We start from the raw sequence: 17,318 nt of genomic DNA on the forward strand, positions 1-17,318 counted from the left end.
CCCGTACCCTCACTCCGACAGCCGGTCCAGCTCCGCGCCGATCGCCTCCCGCACGGCGTCATGCCGCGGACCGAGCGCACACCGCTCGTCGTTCCACCTCTCTCGCGGATACAGCCACACCGGCAGACCTACGAGATCGGCGGGCTCCCACGCGAACCGCGGCCACACGTGCGCGTGCAGGAACCCGTCGGTGTTGCCCAGGATTTCCAGGTTCACCCGCCGGAATGCCGGGTCGAGCCGCCGACAGGCGCGTTCGACGGCCTCGCCCAACCGGTCCATGTCGGACAGAAAGTCCAGCCGTTTGCTCTTCGGAAGGTCCGACAGCCGTTGCACCGAAGGGTCATCCGTCAGGAGTACAGAGTATCCGGGGAGGAACTGGACGTCCCCGATCACCGCGAATCCCGCGTTCAGCCGCCGGAGCACCGCGGGATTCTCACCCCGAAGCGCGCTGCCGATTCGGTCCTCCCGCCGAGGCGGAATTCGGTTCCAGCCCCCGTCTGGTCACTGCCGGCTGAGGGCCCGGGAGATTCCAGCCGTCACCGTGGTGGCCAGGATCCATCCGGCCGCGACGAGTCCGTAGGCGAGCCATTGCCCGGCGCCGCGTGGTGCGAATGCGGGTTCCTGGCCGAAGGTGATGACCGGCACCAGCAGGTCCAGCGTGTAGAAGAACGCGTTGAACGCCGGTGCCTTTCCCGCCTCGAGTGGCGCGGGGGCACGCAGGCTGAAGAACAGCGCGCCGACGGCGAGCAGGGCCATGAGCCACAGGCCCGCGCGCAGCGGCCGATAGCCATAGCCGACGCTCGCGTCCTGGACGTGCCCCCACAACCGGGCGGGCAGGGGGAGCGTGGTGCGGCGGTGACGCTGCTTGGCGAGCAGCACGGTGCGTGCTTCGTCCTCGTGTCCCAGACGCCGGTAGGCCGCGACGAGTTGTTCATACGGCTGCGGCAGGTAGCCGCCGGTGCCGCGGCGGAGCCATTCGAGCCGCTCGGTGGCCGCGAGGGGGGCGGACAGGGAGTCGTACGTCGTCTCGGACAGCCGGAGGTCGGCGGGCCAGGTTTCCGGGCTGTCGTGGAGGATGCCGAGCTGGGCACCGCGCAGATCGGCTGCGCCGTCGACCGGCGTGGTGGTCCGCAGGTCGGTCTCCCGGGCCTGGGTCAGGTTCAGGGACAGGGCGGTTCCGCCGGAGTGGGCCAACTCGGCGTCGCGGAAGCTGAGGACCGTACCGATACGGCTGCCGTCGAGCTGGATGCCTCCGTCGACGGTGAGGCCCCTGCCGAGGTCGAAGTTCCGGGCGACGCCGACGTCGACCGCCTCCAGAGCGATGCTCCCGGGATTGCTCAGCCGGGCACCGCAGAAGCCGATCGCCGACGAGGTCGAGGCACCGGACAGGATGACGCGGCCCTCGGCGCGGAAGCCGGGGTGGAAGGTGAAGTCCCCGTTGCACTGGACGCGGTAGGCGTCGAGGGCGTGGCCTCCTGGGTTGGTCAAAGTGGCGCCTTCCAGATCGAACTCTCCGGCGATGGACGCGCCGGAGAGTCGGAACGTGCCCTCGACGACCAGGTTCGTGCACAGCACATCGCCGCCCACGTCGGCGCCGACAGCGGAGACGGCCGTGGCGCCGGGTGCTGTGATCGCGGTGTCGCACAGGTTCACGTCGCCCTGGATCCGGGCCCGGTTGAGCACCAGTGGGCCGGTGAGGCGGCAGCCGGACAGGACGAACCGGCCGTCGATCTGGGCCCCGTCGGCGGCGAGGCCCGGCGCGCCGCATCCGGTGAGCAGCAGCTCGCGCGTGGAGGCGCCCTGCAAGAGGGGGGTCTGGTCAAAACGGCAGTCGGTCAGGACGACCGGTACGGGGATCTCCGCGAAGCGAAGGTCCAGGATGTCCGTGATCAGTGCGCCGGTCACGCGAAGCGCGGGGCGGTCGCCCGGGGCGGCGTCCACGGCACCGAGCAGCAACGCCGCCAGGACCCCGGCCCGGATGACCGGTTCCGGCGATCCGCTCCGGACGTCGACGGTGCGGCCCTTGGGGAAGGAGTTCCACACCTGCCTTTCACAAGGGGTGAGTTCATCGAGATGCACGACCGATGATCATCTCGGCAGGCAGGGCGCAGCACAAGTCCGCATTGCCAGCTGGTCATGCTCGACCTACGCGGCACCGGCGATCTCGCCATCCTCTACGCGGCCCGATACCCACAGCGCATCCGTAGCCTCAGCCTGATCACAGCCCGCGCTCGCGCCCTCGGTGTCGACTTCACCGAGGAGCACCGCCGGGAGATAACCGCGTTGCGCACGGCCGAGTCGTGGTTCGAGGCAGCCCATGAAGCCTATGAAGCCGTCTGGTTCGGAGACCCCACCGACGCCGATTTCGACGCTGCCGCCCCCTTCCTCTACGGCCGTTGGGACGCCGCCGCCCAGGCGCATGCCGCAGCCGAGGCCGAACAGACCAATGAGCCGGCAGCGGGCATCTACGCTTCCTCCGGCGCCTTCGACCCCGCCGCGACCCGCGCCGCCATGGCGAGCTTGGACGCGCCGGTGCTGGTACTCGCCGGTGAACTGGACAGCGGCCCGCGCCCCCGTGTCGCCGCTGGCATCGCGGCGTTGTTCCCCCATGCCGAACTGACCATCCAGCCGGGCGCCGGCCACTACCCATGGCTTGACGACCGGGTTCGCTTCACGCAGACCGTCGCGGCCTTCCTCACCCGAGGGCGTGCCCATTCGATCAAGTAGCCCGTCAGGTAGCCCGTTGTTCTGGACGCGAGAAGCGGACATCGCCGCCCGCGTGAAGGGCGCGTCGACCACGACGCTCGCGGGTCTCCCCCGGCCTCCGAAAACCTCTGGCGCCCGGCCGGACGGGCCTGACAGGATCCCCGTATGAACTACGGAATCGAGCCCCACCCCACCTGGTGAGCGCCCCGGAAGAGCGCGGCGCGCTCATCCCCCTGCGATCCCTTTACGAACACGCTCTGCGCCTCCATCGCGCGGACCCGAACGGCCGCCTGCCCGAGGGCGGCTGTCCCCCGTTGGACCTGCCTCCCCGGCGCGGCGGCCTCGGCTGGGCCGAGGCGGAAGCGGCCGTGAGAGAGGCCCTCGTCCCGCTGATGGCCGACCCGGACACGGCCCGGGCTGCCGAAGAAGTCCACCGCCGTCTCCAGGAACTGGGCGTACGAGACCGTCATATCCGGGCCGTCGCAGCCGAGTTGCCCGTGGAGGACGAGGCGACAGCCCGTGCTCTCGGCCGCTGCCTGACGCGTACGGGGACCAGCACGGCGGCCGTGAGCATGGGTATCGGCCTCCTGGCCCGCGTCGGCGAGCCGGAGGATGTGCCGTACCTCAAACTCCTCGGTCTCCTGCGCGGCTTCGCCGCCCCGGCCGTGCAAGCGCTCACCGCCCTCGACTGCCCGACCGCGGCCCTGGTGTGGCTGGGCGATCGCGTCGGGGGCCGGGGACTGCGGCACCTGGTCGACGCCCTCGCCGCACGCGATGACCAAGCCGCTCGCAGCTGGCTGCTGGCGGTTCCCCTCGAACCCCGTGCCGTGGGGCCCTCGACCGCCCGCAGGATCGCCGAGGCCGTCCGGCTCGCGGACGTCCTCCGCGCGGATCCCGTCGACATCGGCGTCCTGGCCCAGGCGGGGCGTCTGCTGTGCAGGATGGCCAGTCCGCGTGACTACCACGCCGAGATCCTGGCGTACCGGCAGGCCGTCGCCGCGTACGAGGCGCTCATCGCCCGAGCCTCCCGGCTGCCCCCGACCCTCGACCACTGCGCGACGCTGCTCTCCCTCGCCCTCGACCTGTACAGCGGCCCCAGTGTGCTCCTCGGCTGGCGGCCCGGACAGCGCGAGGCGCTGCTGGACGCCCTGGAGTCCGTACTGACGGCGCCGGCCTGGGCCGCCATGGCGGCCGGCGAGCCCGCCGATCCCGCCGAACGCCGCCGGGCCCACTGGATACGCCGCACAGCGCGGCAGCCCTTCGCCCGCCGGGCGACGCCCGCCCGACTCCGCGTCGAGGTCACCGTGCGCGATCCGGCGGACCCGGACATCGTCGAGACCCGGCTTCTGATCGACGGCCGCCCCCTGGTCCCCGAGGCCTTCGGCCGAGGCCCGGCCGGCTCCCCGGAGTACCTGCTCGACAGCGGCCGCCTGCGGGCATCGACCGCACCCCGGGAGGTGCGGCTCGCCGAGGCCTATTGCACCGAGGGCTGCTGCGGAGCGCTCTATGTCACCATCTGCCGCGACGGGGAACACGTCGTATGGCGCGACTGGCGCCGCCCGGCCACGCCGCCTTCTCAGCAGCCGCCGCCCGAACTTCCCGAGTACCGCTTCGACGCGGCCGAGTACGACGCCGAGATCACGCGTGCCGAGAACGACCACTCATGGGCGTGGCCGGCCCGGAGCACCGCGCGTCTGATCGCCGCGGGACTGCGGAACCGGCCCGACCTCCTCACCCGGTGGGACGCTCAACCGGGCTGGGTCGGCACCGACTTCACCGACCCGGACACGGCCGTGCTGTCCTTCACGTTCTGGCCGGGGCTCGCCGCCGGACGCCGGAACAGGGAGGGGCCTTGGCTGCAGTTCGTCTGGAGCGTCCCGGAGGACGGCACGCCTCCCGAGGAGCGGGCCGCCGCCGCGCTGCGGCGACTCGCCGCAGCGGACCCGAAGGCCTACGCGGAGGTCAGGGGCGGCAGCCGCGAGCACGCCGAGGCCCTCGGGTTCCCGTGGCCCGTCTGAGGTCGACCAGTCCGAGGACGGGGATGGGAGACCGGGATGGGAGAAGGCCGCCCTTTGAGGAAGCGCCTTACAACCGTTGAGCAGAGGCTGGAGTCTGAAGGTGAGCGACGCTGGAGGCTGCGCTCGGTTCGGAGGGGGCAGACGTGAGAGGCGACGTCGGGAACCCCAGCTTCGCCGAGCATGTTCGGCGGTTCTTCTGGTGGCCGCCGGGTGGCGTGCGGTGCGCCGCCCCGGTCGTTCCGCTGTCCAGGGTCTGGCTCGGCGGCCTGGTGCTCATGGCCGGCGCGACCTCCCTCGGCTGGGAGGCGGTGTCGTCGCAGATCGTCGTGGTCGGGGTCGTCTTCGGGATGCTCGACGACGTGATCAAGGGCGTGCGCCATCGCTGGCCGGCCTTCGCGACCGGGTCAGTCGCCGGATGGGCGGCGGCAAAGGGCGCGGGTGCCGGATCGTATGGGGGCATCGCCCCTGCTTGGGCCGACTGCATCGGCTTCGGGGTGGGAAGCCTGGTGGCTCTGGGGGCCTTCGCCGTGGTGACACGCCTGCCCGGCCGCCGGCGCACGGCTCTGGAGGGGGACCACACGGCGGAGGGCTGAGGGCATGGCACCACCGCCGCGACCAGCCGCTTGGGCCTCACGCGTGCCAGCGGGCGGCCGAGGTGGGGGCCGGATCAGCCGGCCCGTTCCGGCAGAACCGGCGGACCCACTCGGTCATCAGCGGCCGCGGACCGGCCGAGCGTAGAACGACGTCCAAGGCCCGGTCAGGATCAGCGGCAGAGCGATCGCTGAACCACGCGATGGCCGCCTCGACCACCACCCGGCGGTCGCTGGCCGGGGGCCTGGGGGCCCAGGTCCCGCACCGGGCCCCCGCAAGGGCAGGTGTCAGCCGTGCGAGCCCAGCGCACGGGCCAGGTCGATGACATCGTCGGCGACGAGGTCGACCCCGGCGGGCGGATCGACCGGGTCGGCGTCCGGGCCCCACTCCAGCGGGCGCGGGATGTACGCGGTACGGAGCCCGGCCTTGGCCGCCGCTTCGAGGTCGTCAGGGTGACAAGCCACCATCAGGAGCCGTCGCGGCTCGACCTCCAGCAACCTGGCGGCCATCAGGTAGACCTCGGGGTCGGGCTTGTAGGACCTGGCCAGCTCGGCCGACAGGACGCAGTCGAAGCGGAGACCGGCCTGTTTGGCGAGGCGGGCGAGCAGGCCGACTCCACCGTTGGACAGTGTCGCGGTGACCACCGGGGTGTTGTGCAGCAGCTCCAGGCCGGGCGCGGCGTCGGGCCAGGACCGCAGCCGGTGCCAGGCCCGCACGAGCTCGTCCCGCTCGGCCTCGCCGAGGGCGTCGCGCCCGTGTTCGGTCGACACCTCGGTCAACCCCTCGTCCAACACCTCGTCGAGCGCGAGACGGTGCAGGTCGTCCAGCGGCCGCCAGGACAGCTCTCCGTCCAAGACCCTGCCCAGGACCGGTCGGTAGCGGCGTCGCCAGGCGTCGGCGACGGCGGGCCAGTCGGCACGCAGTCCGACCCGTTTCCCGACGCCGGCCAGCTCGTCGGCCACGCTGGACCGCCAGTCGGTCAGCGTCCCGAAGACATCGAACACGGCGGCATCAACATCCATGACCCGTCCCCACCCCTCTCCTTGTCGCAACGGCCCCCGCGGCAGCACGGCGCCTTATCGATCATGCCGGAAGCCGGTGCACGGGCAAAGATCGGGGGGACAGACCACCTCGCCGGGGTCCACCGGCCCGGCTGCGGCCCGGTCAGCGGCGCAGGTCCGGCCCGGTCAGCGGCGCAGGTCCCTGCTCCGTACGTATCGCAGCCCGCAGGCGTCCTCGTACGGGTCGCCGTCCGAGAGGACCAACGCCCGCAGCGGCTGCATCGGGAGCCAGGTCAGCCCGAGGAGCCAGCGGCCCACGGTCTGCCAGAAGCGGGGCCGGCCCGCGTCCGCCTCGCGCACCACGCGCGTCACGAGCAGGAACTTGCCCACGGTCGTCCGGAACAACAAGGTTCCCAGCACATGGTGGACGAAGGACACGCCGAGAACACACGCGACGCCGTAGAGCGCCAAGGTGCCGCCGGTCTTGTCCGTGAGCTGTGGGGCGAGGGCGATACCGCCGACGATCGTGATCGCGCCGTCGATCCCGGCGAAGAGCATGCGGCGCGTGTCACCGACCCCCTCGGGCACGGAGGGCGGCCGTGGGGTCGGCTGCGGATGCGGGTACGAGGGCGGTGGAGCGTACGGCTGGTTCGGAGACTGGCGGCGCTGGTAATCGATCACGGGGCGCCATCTTGCCGTACGTCTGTGACAGCTGAGTCTCAGGTTGATGCGTGAGCGATGCCGAACGGGCCGTCGAGTAGCAAGGGTGCCCTCCGCCGACCATCGTCGGTGACGGTCATGGAGCGTCTTCCTGGCGGGTGGCGAACTGGAGGCGCGGCGGAGGTTCGGTCGTCTCGTCCCAGGCGCGGCGCTCCGCGCGGTCGAGCCAGTTCAGGTACCACTCCGCGAAGGTCACGTGCCCCGTCCTGCCACGCAGTTCGACCGGCGCCACGCCCTCACCGGCGGCCCGTACGTCCTCCCACATGGTGCCGCGTTCAGGGCCCGTTACTACGAGGAGCGAGTAGTACGCGCAGCCCTGGGAGCTGACGCAGAGGGTGCCCTCGGTCAGGGCGTCGTACAGCTCGTCGTGGCGGGCGTCCCAGGCGGCGTACGCGGCGGCGAAGGCCTCGTCGTCCGGGTGGTCGGCGTGCCGCGGCTCCGCGTACTCGTGCTCGTCGAGTTCCGCCGTGAGCCCGGGGCGGAAGGGCAGCGCGCAGTGACCGGTGCCGGGCGGGGCGCCGGGCTCGGGCGGCTTGATCGGGAACAGCCCGTAGTCGGGGCCCGCGCCGCCCGCGCCGACCTCCAGGAGGAACGTGCGGTACTCCTCGGGGAGTCCGGCCCCCAGCCGCCGCTCCACCGCATGCAGCTGCTCCTCGGTGAGGACGGGCAGCAGCTCGAAGTCGTGGCCGTAGCCGGGGTAGTCGGCGCCGAACACCGCCCACCACCGCGGCGCGTCCCGCAGCGCGAGCACGCGCTCCCGTACCCCTGTCCAGGTCCCACCCATCGCTCCCCCTCGGGATCTTCGTCAGCTCGTCCGTCCGCCGGCCACGTGGCATCCCACCTCGTCGACGCGGCCGAACTCCCTCCGAGCACGCCGATGACCAGGCGGTTGCCGAGTGCCCGAGCTCGAAAGGCTACGTGGAGCGGTCGGCGAACGGGGTGTGGGTACGCTGGCCGGATGAATGCGCAGCGCGCCATCGGCGCGGTCGTCGGGTCGGCCGTTGGGGACGCGCTCGGTGCTCCCTTCGAGTTCGGCCTCGCGGGAACGTTCTCCGCCCGGTTTCCGGGTTCCGTCCGAAGCGGTGAGATGTGCGGGGGCGGCGGCTGGGAACGCGGTGAGGCCACCGACGACACGCAGATGGCCGTGCATGTCGGCGAATCGCTGCTGGAGCACGGTGGACTGGACCTGCCGGACGTCTTCGCCCGCTTCCAGCGGTGGGCGGCTGCCGGGCCGAAGGACATCGGCCTCCAGACCGAGGACGTCCTGACCAACGGCGCACCCTGGAATCTCGCCGCCGCGGCGCACTTCCAGGTCAATCCTCACGCCGCCGGGAACGGCGCCCTCATGCGTGCGACCACCTCCGCCGTCTACTTCGCCTCCCAGGGGCGGCAGGCGACCATGGACGCCGCCCGCCGGATCGCGGCCCTCACCCACGGCGACCCGGCGGCGTGGGAAGGCACCGCGATCTACCACGAACTCCTGCGTGTGGCGCTGGACGGTGCCGACCCCCTCGCCGCCCTTCCCGACACGCTCGCCCAAGTGCGTCCCGACCACCGCGAGCGGTACGCGACCGTGCTGGCCGCGCACTGGGATCCGGACCAGGCCACGGAGTTCAACGGCGCGGTCTGGCCGTGCCTGGCCTCCGCCGTGTGGGCTCTGCGCTCCACCACCTCCTACGAAGACGCCGTACGTGCGGCCATCGACCTCGGTGGGGACACTGACACCGTCGCCGCGGTCACCGGTGGCCTCGCCGGAGCCGTCCACGGATACGACGCCGTCCCCACTCGCTGGACGGAGCCACTGCATGTGCCTCTACCGGGCTCAGGAGATCGTGTCCTGCGCCTGCCCGACCTCATCGACCTCGCCCGGCGCCTGGCCGCCCCGCCGCCGCTTCGACGCCTGACGGATGGGCCACTCGCACACAGCGGCCAGTGACCGCCGGTCAGGGGCGAAACTCGGGGCCCGAGGTCAGAGTTCCAGCTCAGAGGGCCGGCCAGAACTGAAACGAAGGCGGCCTCGCCCGGTGCTCATGCGCGGGGCGGCACAGGTGCCGTCGCCGCCGCGATGAGGGTCTCGGCCGCCGTGCGCGCATGCCGGGCCGCGGCCGGGTCGCCGCTGATCGCGGCGGTGGTGATCGCACCGTCGACCAGGAGCACCAGTTGCCCGGCCAGCGCGGACGGATCGCCGGCTCCCAGGTCGCGGGCGAGATCGGCCATGTACTCCCGCACGGCGTGCTTGTGGTCGCGGGCGGCACGCGCCACGCCGTCCGCGACGGCGCCCAGCTCGCCGAAGGAGTTGACGAAGGCACAGCCCCGGAAGCCAGGGGCGGCGAACCACTCCTGCAGCCAGTCGAACACCGCCAGCAGCCTGCCTTCCGGTGTGGCCGCATGCCGGGTGGCGTAGTCGGACAGCGCGGTGCGCCAGCGGTCGTCGCGGCGGCGCAGGTACTCCTCCACGAGATCGTTCTTGGAGGGAAAACACTGGTACAGCCGCTTGAGCGACACCCCGGCGGCGGACCGGAGCTCATCCATACCCACAGCCTGGATGCCGCGTTCATAGAACAGCCGCTCAGCGGCGTCGAGCAGTCGCGCGCGGGCCTCGTCGTGATCCACGGCACCTCCCACCGCACTACCTCCCACTACCGCCGAGAACGATCGTTCTCTATAGTAGCCGACATCGGGAGAACGACCGTTCTCCCGAACAGGTCACGACACGAGGAGCCCACCATGGCGCCACGGCCTCCATCCCCGCCGTTCGACGAGCAGACCGCCCTGGAGAAGGTCCAGGCCGCCGAGGACGCGTGGAACACCCGCGATCCCGAACACGTCGCCCTCGCCTACACCGAGGACTCCGTCTGGCGGAACCGGGACCGGTTCGTCACCGGACGGGACGAGATCACGGCCTTTCTGCGCGAGAAGTGGGCCCGGGAACTCGACTACGCCCTGCGCAAGGAACTGTGGGCGTTTCATGGCAACCGGATCGCGGTGCGGTTCCAGTACGAGTTCCACGACGCGGCGGGCCAGTGGTGGCGCGCCTACGGGAACGAGCTGTGGGAGTTCACCGGAGACGGGCTGATGTGCCGCCGAGAGGCCAGCATCAACGACGTCCGCATCACGGAGGCTGAGCGACGCGTCTTCGGGACGCGACCGGCCACCGAGCGGGGACTGCTCTTTCCCGTCCGGTGACGGCCCCGTCCGGTCAGCGGCCCCGTCCGATCACCGGCTCCGCCCCGTGGTGACGACCCCCGTCCGGTGCGGCCCGTCCGCCAGGGATGCTCGGGGGTTGAGCCGGGTGCCCCTCACGCGACCTCTCCGTCAGGGCCGGTGAGAAAGCGCTCTCGCAGTGCCGCGATCACGTCGTCCGCCACGCCGAGGTGGCCGGTGACGTAGCCGCGCACCGACCCGTGGCGCTCGGTCAGGTCGTCCAGGACCAGCCGCATGACCTCGGCGGGTGCCCGCCCGTAGCCGGGCCACTTCAGTACGCGGTCCGGGTTGGCGGCCCGCCAGTCGGCGATCAGACGCTCGGTCGCCAGCTCGGTGAGGGCGAAGTCGTCCAGGATCTGGTCACGCGAGACGTCCAGCAGCGTCAGCAGCAGGGCCGCGATCAGGCCGGTGCGGTCCTTGCCGGAGGTGCAGTGGAAGACCACCGGGCCGTCGCCGGCCGCGATCAGCTCGATGGTCTGGCGGATCTCCTCCGTCCCGTCCTCGGCCACCTCGGCGAACCGGTCGGCCAGGAAGCGCCACGGGTCGAGGGCCGGGTCGATCTCCGCCTGGTCGTAGGGGCGGTGCTCGATGCTGAAGTTGGCGTAACGGAAGCGCTGGGGCTCGGGTACCCGGCCCTTCGCCTCGATCTCCCACGGATAGCGCAGGTCGACCACCGTACGCACGCCCAGGGCCAGGAAGCGGTCCCAGTCCGCGCCCCGCAACTTGCCCAGCGAGTCGGACCGGTAGAGCCTGCCCCACACGACCGTGCGGCCGTCGGCGGACCGATAGCCGCCCATGTCCCGGAAGTTGTGCAGACGCTCGAACTCGATGTGCCGCATGGCTCAGGCCGCTCCATTCTGTCGGGCTTGCGATTGTGCCTGTGCTCGACTTGTGCCGCCGCGTTGGGGCGCCGGTGCCGCCGCGTTGAGGCACCGGCATACGCCGGCTCGACGGTGGCGCCGCCGGTTCAGCGCTCGGCGCCGCCGCCCAACCGGGGGGCGACGACCCGCATGGTCGGCGAGGGCTCCTGGGGGGTCGGCAGCAGGTGCAGGCACCGGGCCGCCGTGGCGTCGCCGGACCGGGCTCCGCAGTCCTGGCACGACAGGTCGGTGAAGCCGGCGAAGCGGTACGTGACCTCCATGATCCGGTTGCGTTCGGTGGCCCGGAAGTCGGCCGTCAGGTGCACACCGGCGGCGGCCGCGGCGTCGATGAGCCAGCGCAGGATGGTCGATCCCGTACCGAAGGAGACCACCCGGCACGAGGTCGCCAGCAGCTTCAGGTGCCATCGCCGCTCCAGCCGCTCCAGCAGCAGCACACCGACCGCACCGTGCCGGCCGAAGCGGTCGGCCAGGGTGGTGACGAGCACGTCGTGGCGGGGGTCGGCGAGCAGCGCGCGCAGCCGCGTGTCGGAGTAGTGCACACCGGTGGCGTTCATCTGGCTGGTGCGCAGGGTGAGTTCCTCGACCCGGGAGATCTCTTCGTCGGTGGCGTGCTGGATGGTCAGTTCCATCTCCAGCGACTTCAGGAACTCCTCGTCGGAGCCCCGGTGCTGCGTGCGGGCGTCCTCCCGCCGGAACCCGGCCTGGTACATGGCTCGCCGGTTGGCGGAGTCGACGGTGACCGTGGCGGGGCTGAACTCGGGCCGCCGCGTCAGGGTGGTGGCCTCGCTCGCCTCGTAGCAGCGCACCTCGGGTAGTACGTAGGCGACCTCGGCCCGTTCCACGGGCTGGTCGTCGATGAACGCGATGGTGTTCGCGGCGAACTGGAGCTCCTCCGCGAGGGCGAGGATCGAGTCCGACTTGCGGCCCCAGCCGATCTTGGGCAGCACGAAGTACTGGGCGATGCCGAGCTTCTCCAGCCACCCCCAGGCGTGCTCGTGGTCGTTGCGGCTGGCCACCGACTGGAGGATGCCGCGCGCGTCCAGTTCGACGACGGTGCGGCGGATCTCCTCGGGCAGCTCGGCCTCGCCGTCCTCCAGCAAGGTGCCCGGCCACAGCGTCCCGTCGAGGTCCCACACCAGGCACTTGACGACGGGTGCCGCGGCGGAGTCGGCCGCCTTGTCCGGAGAGCTTGTCCTGCCCGGGATATGCGGCGTGCCCGGGGTGTGCGGCATGATCAGACCTCCCATAGGGGCGCCGCCCAGGCGGCGACGGGGCTGGTGTTCAGGACCGGGACGTGGTCGCCCACACGGAGGACGTGGTCGCCCGCGCGGAGGCCGCCGGTGACCGGCGGCCGTTCGGGGTGACTCCTCATGCCCAGACCGCCAGTGCCTGGTCGGCGAGCATCAACTGGCTGATCTCGTTGCTGCCTTCGATGATCTCCATCAGCTTGGTGTCGCGGTACGCGCGCGCCACCACATGCCCGTCCCGGGCCCCGGCCGAGGCCAGCACCTGGGCCGCCGCCGAAGCGCCGCGGGCCGCGGCCGTCGCGGAGACGTGTTTGGCCAGCACGGCCGAGTGCATCTGCTCCGCGGCGTTCTCGTCCCAGTGGCGGCTCGCCTCCCGGCAGGCGTACGTCGACGTGCGCTCGGCGGCGTGCAGCTCGGCGAGATGGCGCCGCACCAGCTGGTGCTCGCCGAGCGGCGCGCCGAAGGTCCGCCGCCGCCCGGCGTGCCGTACGGCCTCGCTCAGGCAGGACCGCAGGATGCCGACGCAGCCCCACGCCACGGAGATCCGGCCGTAGGTCAGTGCGGAGGCGACCAGCATCGACAGCGGCATGCCGGCACCGCCCAGCAGGTGCCGGGCCGGCAGCCGCACCCGGTCGAGTGTCACGTGCGCGTGTCCGGCGGCCCGGCAGCCGAGCGGATCGGGCACGCGGTCGATCCGTACACCGGGCGCGTCGGTCGGTACGACGACGATGGCGCCTCCCTGGCCGCTGCCCACTCCCCGTCCGTCGACCGCTCCCTGCTTGTCGCCACCCGTCCGGCCGTCGCCCGCTCCCGGCTCATCGCCCGCTTTCCGGCCGACGCGGCCGAACACCACCAGCCACTGGGCGTAGTGGGCGCCGGTCACCCAGACCTTGGCGCCGTGTACGACGACCGAGTCGCCGTCGCGGGTGATCTCGGTGCGCATGGCGGACAGGTCACTGCCCGCCTCGGGTTCGCTGAAGGCGACCCCGGCACTCTCGCCGGATGTCAGCCGGGGCAGGAAGTCGGCGCGCTGCTCGCGGGAGCCGAAGCGGCTCAGCGTCCAGGCGGCGATGCCCTGTGAGGTCATCACGCTCCGCAGCGAGCTGCACAGCGTGCCGGTGTGCGCGGTCAGCTCGCCGTTGGCCAGGCTGGACAGGCCCAGTCCGCCCAGGTCCTGCGGCACTTGCGCGCACAACAGGCCCTTGGCGCCCAGCTCGCGGATGACCTCGCGCGGCAACTCGCCGCGCAGGTCCCACTCCTCGGCCCGCCCGGCGGCCAGTCGGGTGACCAGATGGTGCGCGTCACTCATGTGCGTGGGCCGATCCGTCCGCCGCGCGCAGCCGGGTCACGAGCGCGGTCATGGCTTTCACGGTGCGGAAGTTGTCCAGATTCAGCTCGTCCCCGGCCACGGCGACGTCGTACGTCGTCTCGAGGTGCACGACAAGTTCAAGGGAGAGCATCGAGTTGACGGCTCCGGACGCGAACAGGTCGGTGTCCGGGGCCACGGCGATCTTCACCCGGTTCTCCAGGAAGGCCAGCAGCTCCGATTCCATCTGGGCGGCACTCGGCACCTGGGCGGAGGAAGCGGTCACGGGATACCTCTCAAGGGTTCCAGGGGTTCAGGGTTCAGGGGTTCAGGGGCAGCAGTTCGTCTCAGGAGTGAAGCGGTTCGTCTCAGGAGTGAAGGGAGTCGTAGGCATAGAACCCTCGGCCGGTCTTGCGGCCGAAGTCACCCGCGCGGACCTTGGCCAGCAGCAGGTCGCAGGGCTCGTAGCCGGCGTCGCCGGTGCGGTCGCGCAGGACGCGCAGGCTGTCCACCACGTTGTCCAGGCCGATCAGGTCGCCGGTGGCCAGCGGCCCGGTGCTGTGCCCTAGGCAGCCCTTGAACAGCGCGTCGACCGACTCGGGCGAGGCCACGCCCTCCTCCACCACGCGGGCCGCCTCGTTGATCACGCGCTGCAGGATCCGGTTGATCACGAAGCCGGGTCCGTCGCCGACCACCACGGACTCACGGTCCAGCGCGGCGAGCAGGCTCAGGACCGCGTCCAGCGCGGCGTCGGAGGTCCGCGGGCCGCGGATGACCTCGACCGTACGGATGAGGTAGGGCGGATTCATGAAGTGGGCGCCGACGACGTCCTGGGGCCGCGCGGCGTGCCCGGCCAACTCGTCGATCGGGATGGCGGAGGTGTTCGACACCACGGGTGTGCCGGGCGCGATCAGCGCCGAAACCTCGGCCAGGACCTTCGCCTTCGCGTCGGGGAGCTCGGTGACGGCCTCGACGACCGCGGTCGCGTCGGCCACGTCCGCGAGCGAGGTGGTGGTGCGCAGCCCGGCGGGTGCCGCCTCGCGGGGCAGTTTGCCGTGCAGCCGGGCCAGCCGCAGTTGGCGCGGGATCGTGCCGACGGCCCGCTCCAAGGCCTCCTCCCGTATGTCGACCAGCACCACCGGGACGCCGTGGCCCTGGGCGAGTGTCGCGATGCCCACCCCCATCACGCCCGCGCCGAGCACGGCGAGCCGCGCGGGGCCGGCCCTCTGTATATCCGTCATCATTCCTCCACACCTGAGCGGGCTCGTCGTCGGTCGTCGGCGGCGACGCCATGCGTCCCCCTGGGCCTCTGGGTGTGAATGACGTACACGGCATTGGCCGCCGATATCGGAACCACCCGCTTCGCGTCGCCGGGCGGGGAGCATCCGCACCGGCGACCGCCCCGCGGCCAGTCCTGCTCGGAAGAGCACACAGCGACCATCTCCCAGTGGTTGAACGTCAGACGAAGGGTCACCCGACGTGAATCCGCGCCAATTTGGCGCACGGCTACGCCAATTTGGCGCTCCATGCCACCAATTCCACTCGACCGGCGGACCGCGAGGAGAGAAAGCGTCAGCATTCAGACAGGCGCGCACCACCGGTTACGTGTCCCGTCGCCAGGACAACATGCCAAGAATGCCTCCCGAGGCCCGGGTTGAATTATCATCCCGTTCATACAGTCAAGGGCATCAATCGCGTTCCCATCCGCACCAGTCAACCCCTTCCGAACGCCTTCCTCCCCTACCAGGATGGGCACGGAAAGGCTGCTCGGATCCGTCGGATCCTCCGCGGGCGAATCGCGGATCCCAAACATTTCCCCGCCACGAAAGGACCTTTCGTGAGCCGCCCCTTACCACGTTCGAGGTCGCACCTCTTCTCGACCGCTGTCCCTCTCTTGCTGGAGACGCTCTGGGCGGCGGGGGGCGTCAACTGGCGTACCGGGGCCGACACGAGCGCCCTCGGCACCGCCACCGCACCGCCGTCGCCGATCGGGCGTCGGCCGCCCGAGTGGGCCGCCTTCCTCGCCGGCTTCCCCACCGTCGCCGACGCCATCTGCGCCGTCGCCGCCGGCGAGTCCGTCGAGTCGTTCAGCAACGAGCACGCCCCCGTGCACCGGCGCGTGCTGATCAGCGGCCGTGAGCCGGTGGTCCAGGACACCCTGTACCTGGACATGGATCTGCGGGAAGCCGCCCTCACCGGACTGCTCAACCACCGTGATCCCCAGGCGGCGCGAGCGGTGATCCTGGGCGCCATGCCCAATCTGGTGCCGGCCGCCTTGTGGCACGACGGCATCGACTGCGTCAGCGAGGCGTCGACCGGCGCCCTGCCGCGCTTCGGATACCGCTACACCCTGCCGCTGTCCGGCTCGATGACCTGGGACGACGTGGACGCTCTCAGCGAACCCTTCATGCCGCTCTTCGAGGCGCTGAAGTACGGCTTCGACGGGGCGGCGGACGCGGACGACACCGCGATCGGGCACCTGCGCGACGCCGGGCTCCCCGTGGTCACGTGCGCGGTGTGCGGACGGTTCGTCACCTGCCGCCACCCCGAATGGCCGGGCGTGTGGGTCTGCCTCGACGACGAGGACCCGATCCGCTGCACCTACCGGCACCAGCCTCCGGGGAGCCTTGAGGAGTTCGACTCCATCGACATCGGCACCCCGCACAGGCCCGACCCCGCGGGGTGGCGGGCCGTGCGGTGGCCGGCGCCTCCATGGTGAACGCCCCGCCGCGCGTCACCTGGTGACGGTCACGCTCCTCCGCCCAGTTTCTCCTCGATCCAGGCGACACCGAAGTCCACCACGTCGCCGGCGTCGAACAGGTGGCTCTCGGCCGCGCCGACCATGCCGCGGGCGCCGATCCCGGCGGCGAGCATGTCCTGGGCGATGGCTTCGAACGGCCACTGCCCCTCGGGCACCACGGAGGAGTAGTCGAAGGCGTCGTCCTCCGAGTCGATGTCGTGGAAGCGCCGCCAGACCCGCTCCCCGTCGACGGTGATGGGCTGCTCGTACTCCACGAACCGCTTGCCCGGGGCCTCGGCGAGCGCCTCGGCATGGTGCAGGAGCGTGAGGGAGTCCAGCGGCGCGCCCAGCAGGAGGACCCGGCCGCCCATGGCGACCAGTCGTGCCAGCGGGCTCTCGGACCCGTGCGGGTCGTCCCAGGGGTGGTCGGCCATCAGCGCGGTCGCCGCCGCGCCGAGTGCCGCGAAGCTGGCGTCGGGGTGCCGGCTGCGTACGGCGCCCGGCCAGCGGCGCAGTGCCTCCGGGAGCCGGCCGTTGTTGTGGTCCGCCTCGCTGGTGTCGGGGTCGTACGCGGGATGCTCCCTGCGCAGGGCCTCCTGCCAGGCCTCCGGCCAGTCGGTGAAGTCGTAGGGCGGAGCGTCGTTCCAGCCGCAGGTCACCATCAGGGTTCCCCGCTCGCCCACGACATCGCCGAGGGCACCGATGATCGTCGCGGGGCCGCCCGCCACGTATCCGATCGCCGACATCCGGGTGTGGAACATCACGATGTCGCCCTTGGTGAGGCCGAGCGCGGTCAGGTCCCGGGTGAGCCGACCGCGGGTGACAGGACCGCCGGAGCGTTGAAGTAAGGCCATCTCATCCATGCACGCGACATTTCCCCGACACACGGGCGGTCGGCAACCGG

At 71.6% G+C, this 17,318-nt stretch carries 19 protein-coding genes; 6 read left to right on the forward strand and 13 right to left on the reverse strand.

Annotated features, from left to right (window positions below; genetic code table 11):
- Window positions 1-9 precede the first annotated feature (9 nt).
- Window positions 10-423, reverse strand: a complete 414-nt coding sequence (locus tag ACQUSR_RS01145; RefSeq protein ID WP_431040624.1) for a diadenosine tetraphosphate hydrolase — start codon at window positions 421-423, stop codon at window positions 10-12.
- 78 nt (window positions 424-501) lie between these two features.
- Window positions 502-2,079 carry an oxidoreductase gene (locus tag ACQUSR_RS01150; RefSeq protein WP_431040625.1) on the reverse strand — a complete coding sequence of 526 codons (1,578 nt, stop codon included), beginning with the start codon at window positions 2,077-2,079 and terminating at the stop codon, window positions 502-504.
- A 57-nt stretch (window positions 2,080-2,136) separates the two neighbouring features.
- Between ACQUSR_RS01150 and ACQUSR_RS01155 the strand changes: the two genes are divergently transcribed.
- The 3 genes from ACQUSR_RS01155 (at window position 2,137) to ACQUSR_RS01165 (ending at window position 5,317) form a co-directional block, all read left to right on the forward strand.
- A complete protein-coding gene (locus ACQUSR_RS01155; protein ID WP_431040626.1) occupies window positions 2,137-2,727 on the forward strand; it encodes an alpha/beta hydrolase in 591 nt (196 codons plus the stop codon).
- A 347-nt stretch (window positions 2,728-3,074) separates the two neighbouring features.
- Window positions 3,075-4,724, forward strand: coding sequence for a hypothetical protein (locus ACQUSR_RS01160; protein WP_431040627.1), 1,650 nt, complete (start codon window positions 3,075-3,077; stop codon window positions 4,722-4,724).
- 143 nt (window positions 4,725-4,867) lie between these two features.
- A complete protein-coding gene (locus ACQUSR_RS01165; RefSeq protein ID WP_431040628.1) occupies window positions 4,868-5,317 on the forward strand; it encodes a hypothetical protein in 450 nt (149 codons plus the stop codon).
- A gap of 285 nt (window positions 5,318-5,602) precedes the next feature.
- Here ACQUSR_RS01165 and ACQUSR_RS01170 read toward each other — a convergent pair whose 3' ends face one another.
- From ACQUSR_RS01170 to ACQUSR_RS01180, 3 genes are all read right to left on the reverse strand, one after another.
- On the reverse strand, window positions 5,603-6,337 hold the full coding sequence (locus tag ACQUSR_RS01170) for a haloacid dehalogenase type II (RefSeq protein WP_431040629.1): 735 nt from the start codon (window positions 6,335-6,337) through the stop codon (window positions 5,603-5,605).
- 165 nt (window positions 6,338-6,502) lie between these two features.
- Window positions 6,503-6,997: an RDD family protein gene (locus ACQUSR_RS01175; RefSeq protein ID WP_431040630.1), complete on the reverse strand. Its 495-nt coding sequence runs from the start codon at window positions 6,995-6,997 to the stop codon at window positions 6,503-6,505.
- A gap of 115 nt (window positions 6,998-7,112) precedes the next feature.
- A complete protein-coding gene (locus ACQUSR_RS01180) occupies window positions 7,113-7,820 on the reverse strand; it encodes an SMI1/KNR4 family protein (protein ID WP_431040631.1) in 708 nt (235 codons plus the stop codon).
- Window positions 7,821-7,994: 174 nt separating this feature from the next.
- On the opposite strand from ACQUSR_RS01180, the gene ACQUSR_RS01185 reads away from it, so the two are divergent.
- Entirely contained in the window at window positions 7,995-8,972 is a 978-nt protein-coding gene (locus tag ACQUSR_RS01185) for an ADP-ribosylglycohydrolase family protein (RefSeq protein ID WP_431040632.1), read from the forward strand.
- A 92-nt stretch (window positions 8,973-9,064) separates the two neighbouring features.
- Here the strand turns inward: ACQUSR_RS01185 and ACQUSR_RS01190 are convergent, their stop codons facing one another.
- Complete coding sequence (locus ACQUSR_RS01190; RefSeq protein ID WP_431040633.1) at window positions 9,065-9,649, reverse strand: TetR/AcrR family transcriptional regulator; 585 nt, start codon at window positions 9,647-9,649, stop codon at window positions 9,065-9,067.
- A gap of 114 nt (window positions 9,650-9,763) precedes the next feature.
- On the opposite strand from ACQUSR_RS01190, the gene ACQUSR_RS01195 reads away from it, so the two are divergent.
- Entirely contained in the window at window positions 9,764-10,222 is a 459-nt protein-coding gene (locus ACQUSR_RS01195; RefSeq protein WP_431040634.1) for a nuclear transport factor 2 family protein, read from the forward strand.
- A 113-nt stretch (window positions 10,223-10,335) separates the two neighbouring features.
- On the opposite strand, the gene ACQUSR_RS01200 is transcribed toward ACQUSR_RS01195, so the two are convergent.
- The 6 genes from ACQUSR_RS01200 to ACQUSR_RS01225 form a co-directional block, all read right to left on the reverse strand.
- Window positions 10,336-11,079, reverse strand: coding sequence for a tyrosine-protein phosphatase (locus ACQUSR_RS01200; protein WP_431040635.1), 744 nt, complete (start codon window positions 11,077-11,079; stop codon window positions 10,336-10,338).
- 128 nt (window positions 11,080-11,207) lie between these two features.
- On the reverse strand, window positions 11,208-12,353 hold the full coding sequence (locus tag ACQUSR_RS01205; RefSeq protein ID WP_431040636.1) for an HAD-IIIC family phosphatase: 1,146 nt from the start codon (window positions 12,351-12,353) through the stop codon (window positions 11,208-11,210).
- Window positions 12,354-12,355: 2 nt separating this feature from the next.
- Window positions 12,356-12,493 carry a hypothetical protein gene (locus ACQUSR_RS01210; protein ID WP_431040637.1) on the reverse strand — a complete coding sequence of 46 codons (138 nt, stop codon included), beginning with the start codon at window positions 12,491-12,493 and terminating at the stop codon, window positions 12,356-12,358.
- The gene (locus ACQUSR_RS01215; protein ID WP_431040638.1) at window positions 12,490-13,677 is read right to left on the reverse strand and encodes an acyl-CoA dehydrogenase family protein; all 1,188 of its coding nucleotides are present in this window, start codon (window positions 13,675-13,677) and stop codon (window positions 12,490-12,492) included. Before ACQUSR_RS01215 ends, ACQUSR_RS01210 begins: the two co-directional genes overlap by 4 nt.
- Window positions 13,670-13,960 carry an acyl carrier protein gene (locus ACQUSR_RS01220; protein ID WP_431040639.1) on the reverse strand — a complete coding sequence of 97 codons (291 nt, stop codon included), beginning with the start codon at window positions 13,958-13,960 and terminating at the stop codon, window positions 13,670-13,672. The genes ACQUSR_RS01215 and ACQUSR_RS01220 overlap by 8 nt, the downstream gene beginning before the upstream one ends.
- An 82-nt stretch (window positions 13,961-14,042) precedes the next feature.
- Window positions 14,043-14,918, reverse strand: a complete 876-nt coding sequence (locus ACQUSR_RS01225) for a 3-hydroxyacyl-CoA dehydrogenase family protein (protein ID WP_431040640.1) — start codon at window positions 14,916-14,918, stop codon at window positions 14,043-14,045.
- A gap of 650 nt (window positions 14,919-15,568) precedes the next feature.
- Here ACQUSR_RS01225 and ACQUSR_RS01230 point away from each other — a divergent pair.
- Window positions 15,569-16,393: a hypothetical protein gene (locus ACQUSR_RS01230; protein WP_431040641.1), complete on the forward strand. Its 825-nt coding sequence runs from the start codon at window positions 15,569-15,571 to the stop codon at window positions 16,391-16,393.
- 29 nt (window positions 16,394-16,422) lie between these two features.
- On the opposite strand, the gene aac(3) is transcribed toward ACQUSR_RS01230, so the two are convergent.
- Window positions 16,423-17,277 carry an aminoglycoside 3-N-acetyltransferase gene (gene aac(3), locus ACQUSR_RS01235; protein ID WP_431040642.1) on the reverse strand — a complete coding sequence of 285 codons (855 nt, stop codon included), beginning with the start codon at window positions 17,275-17,277 and terminating at the stop codon, window positions 16,423-16,425.
- Window positions 17,278-17,318: the final 41 nt, after the last annotated feature.

Source organism: Streptomyces sp. P1-3 (assembly GCF_050613155.1).
Taxonomy (GTDB): Bacteria; Actinomycetota; Actinomycetes; order Streptomycetales; family Streptomycetaceae; genus Streptomyces.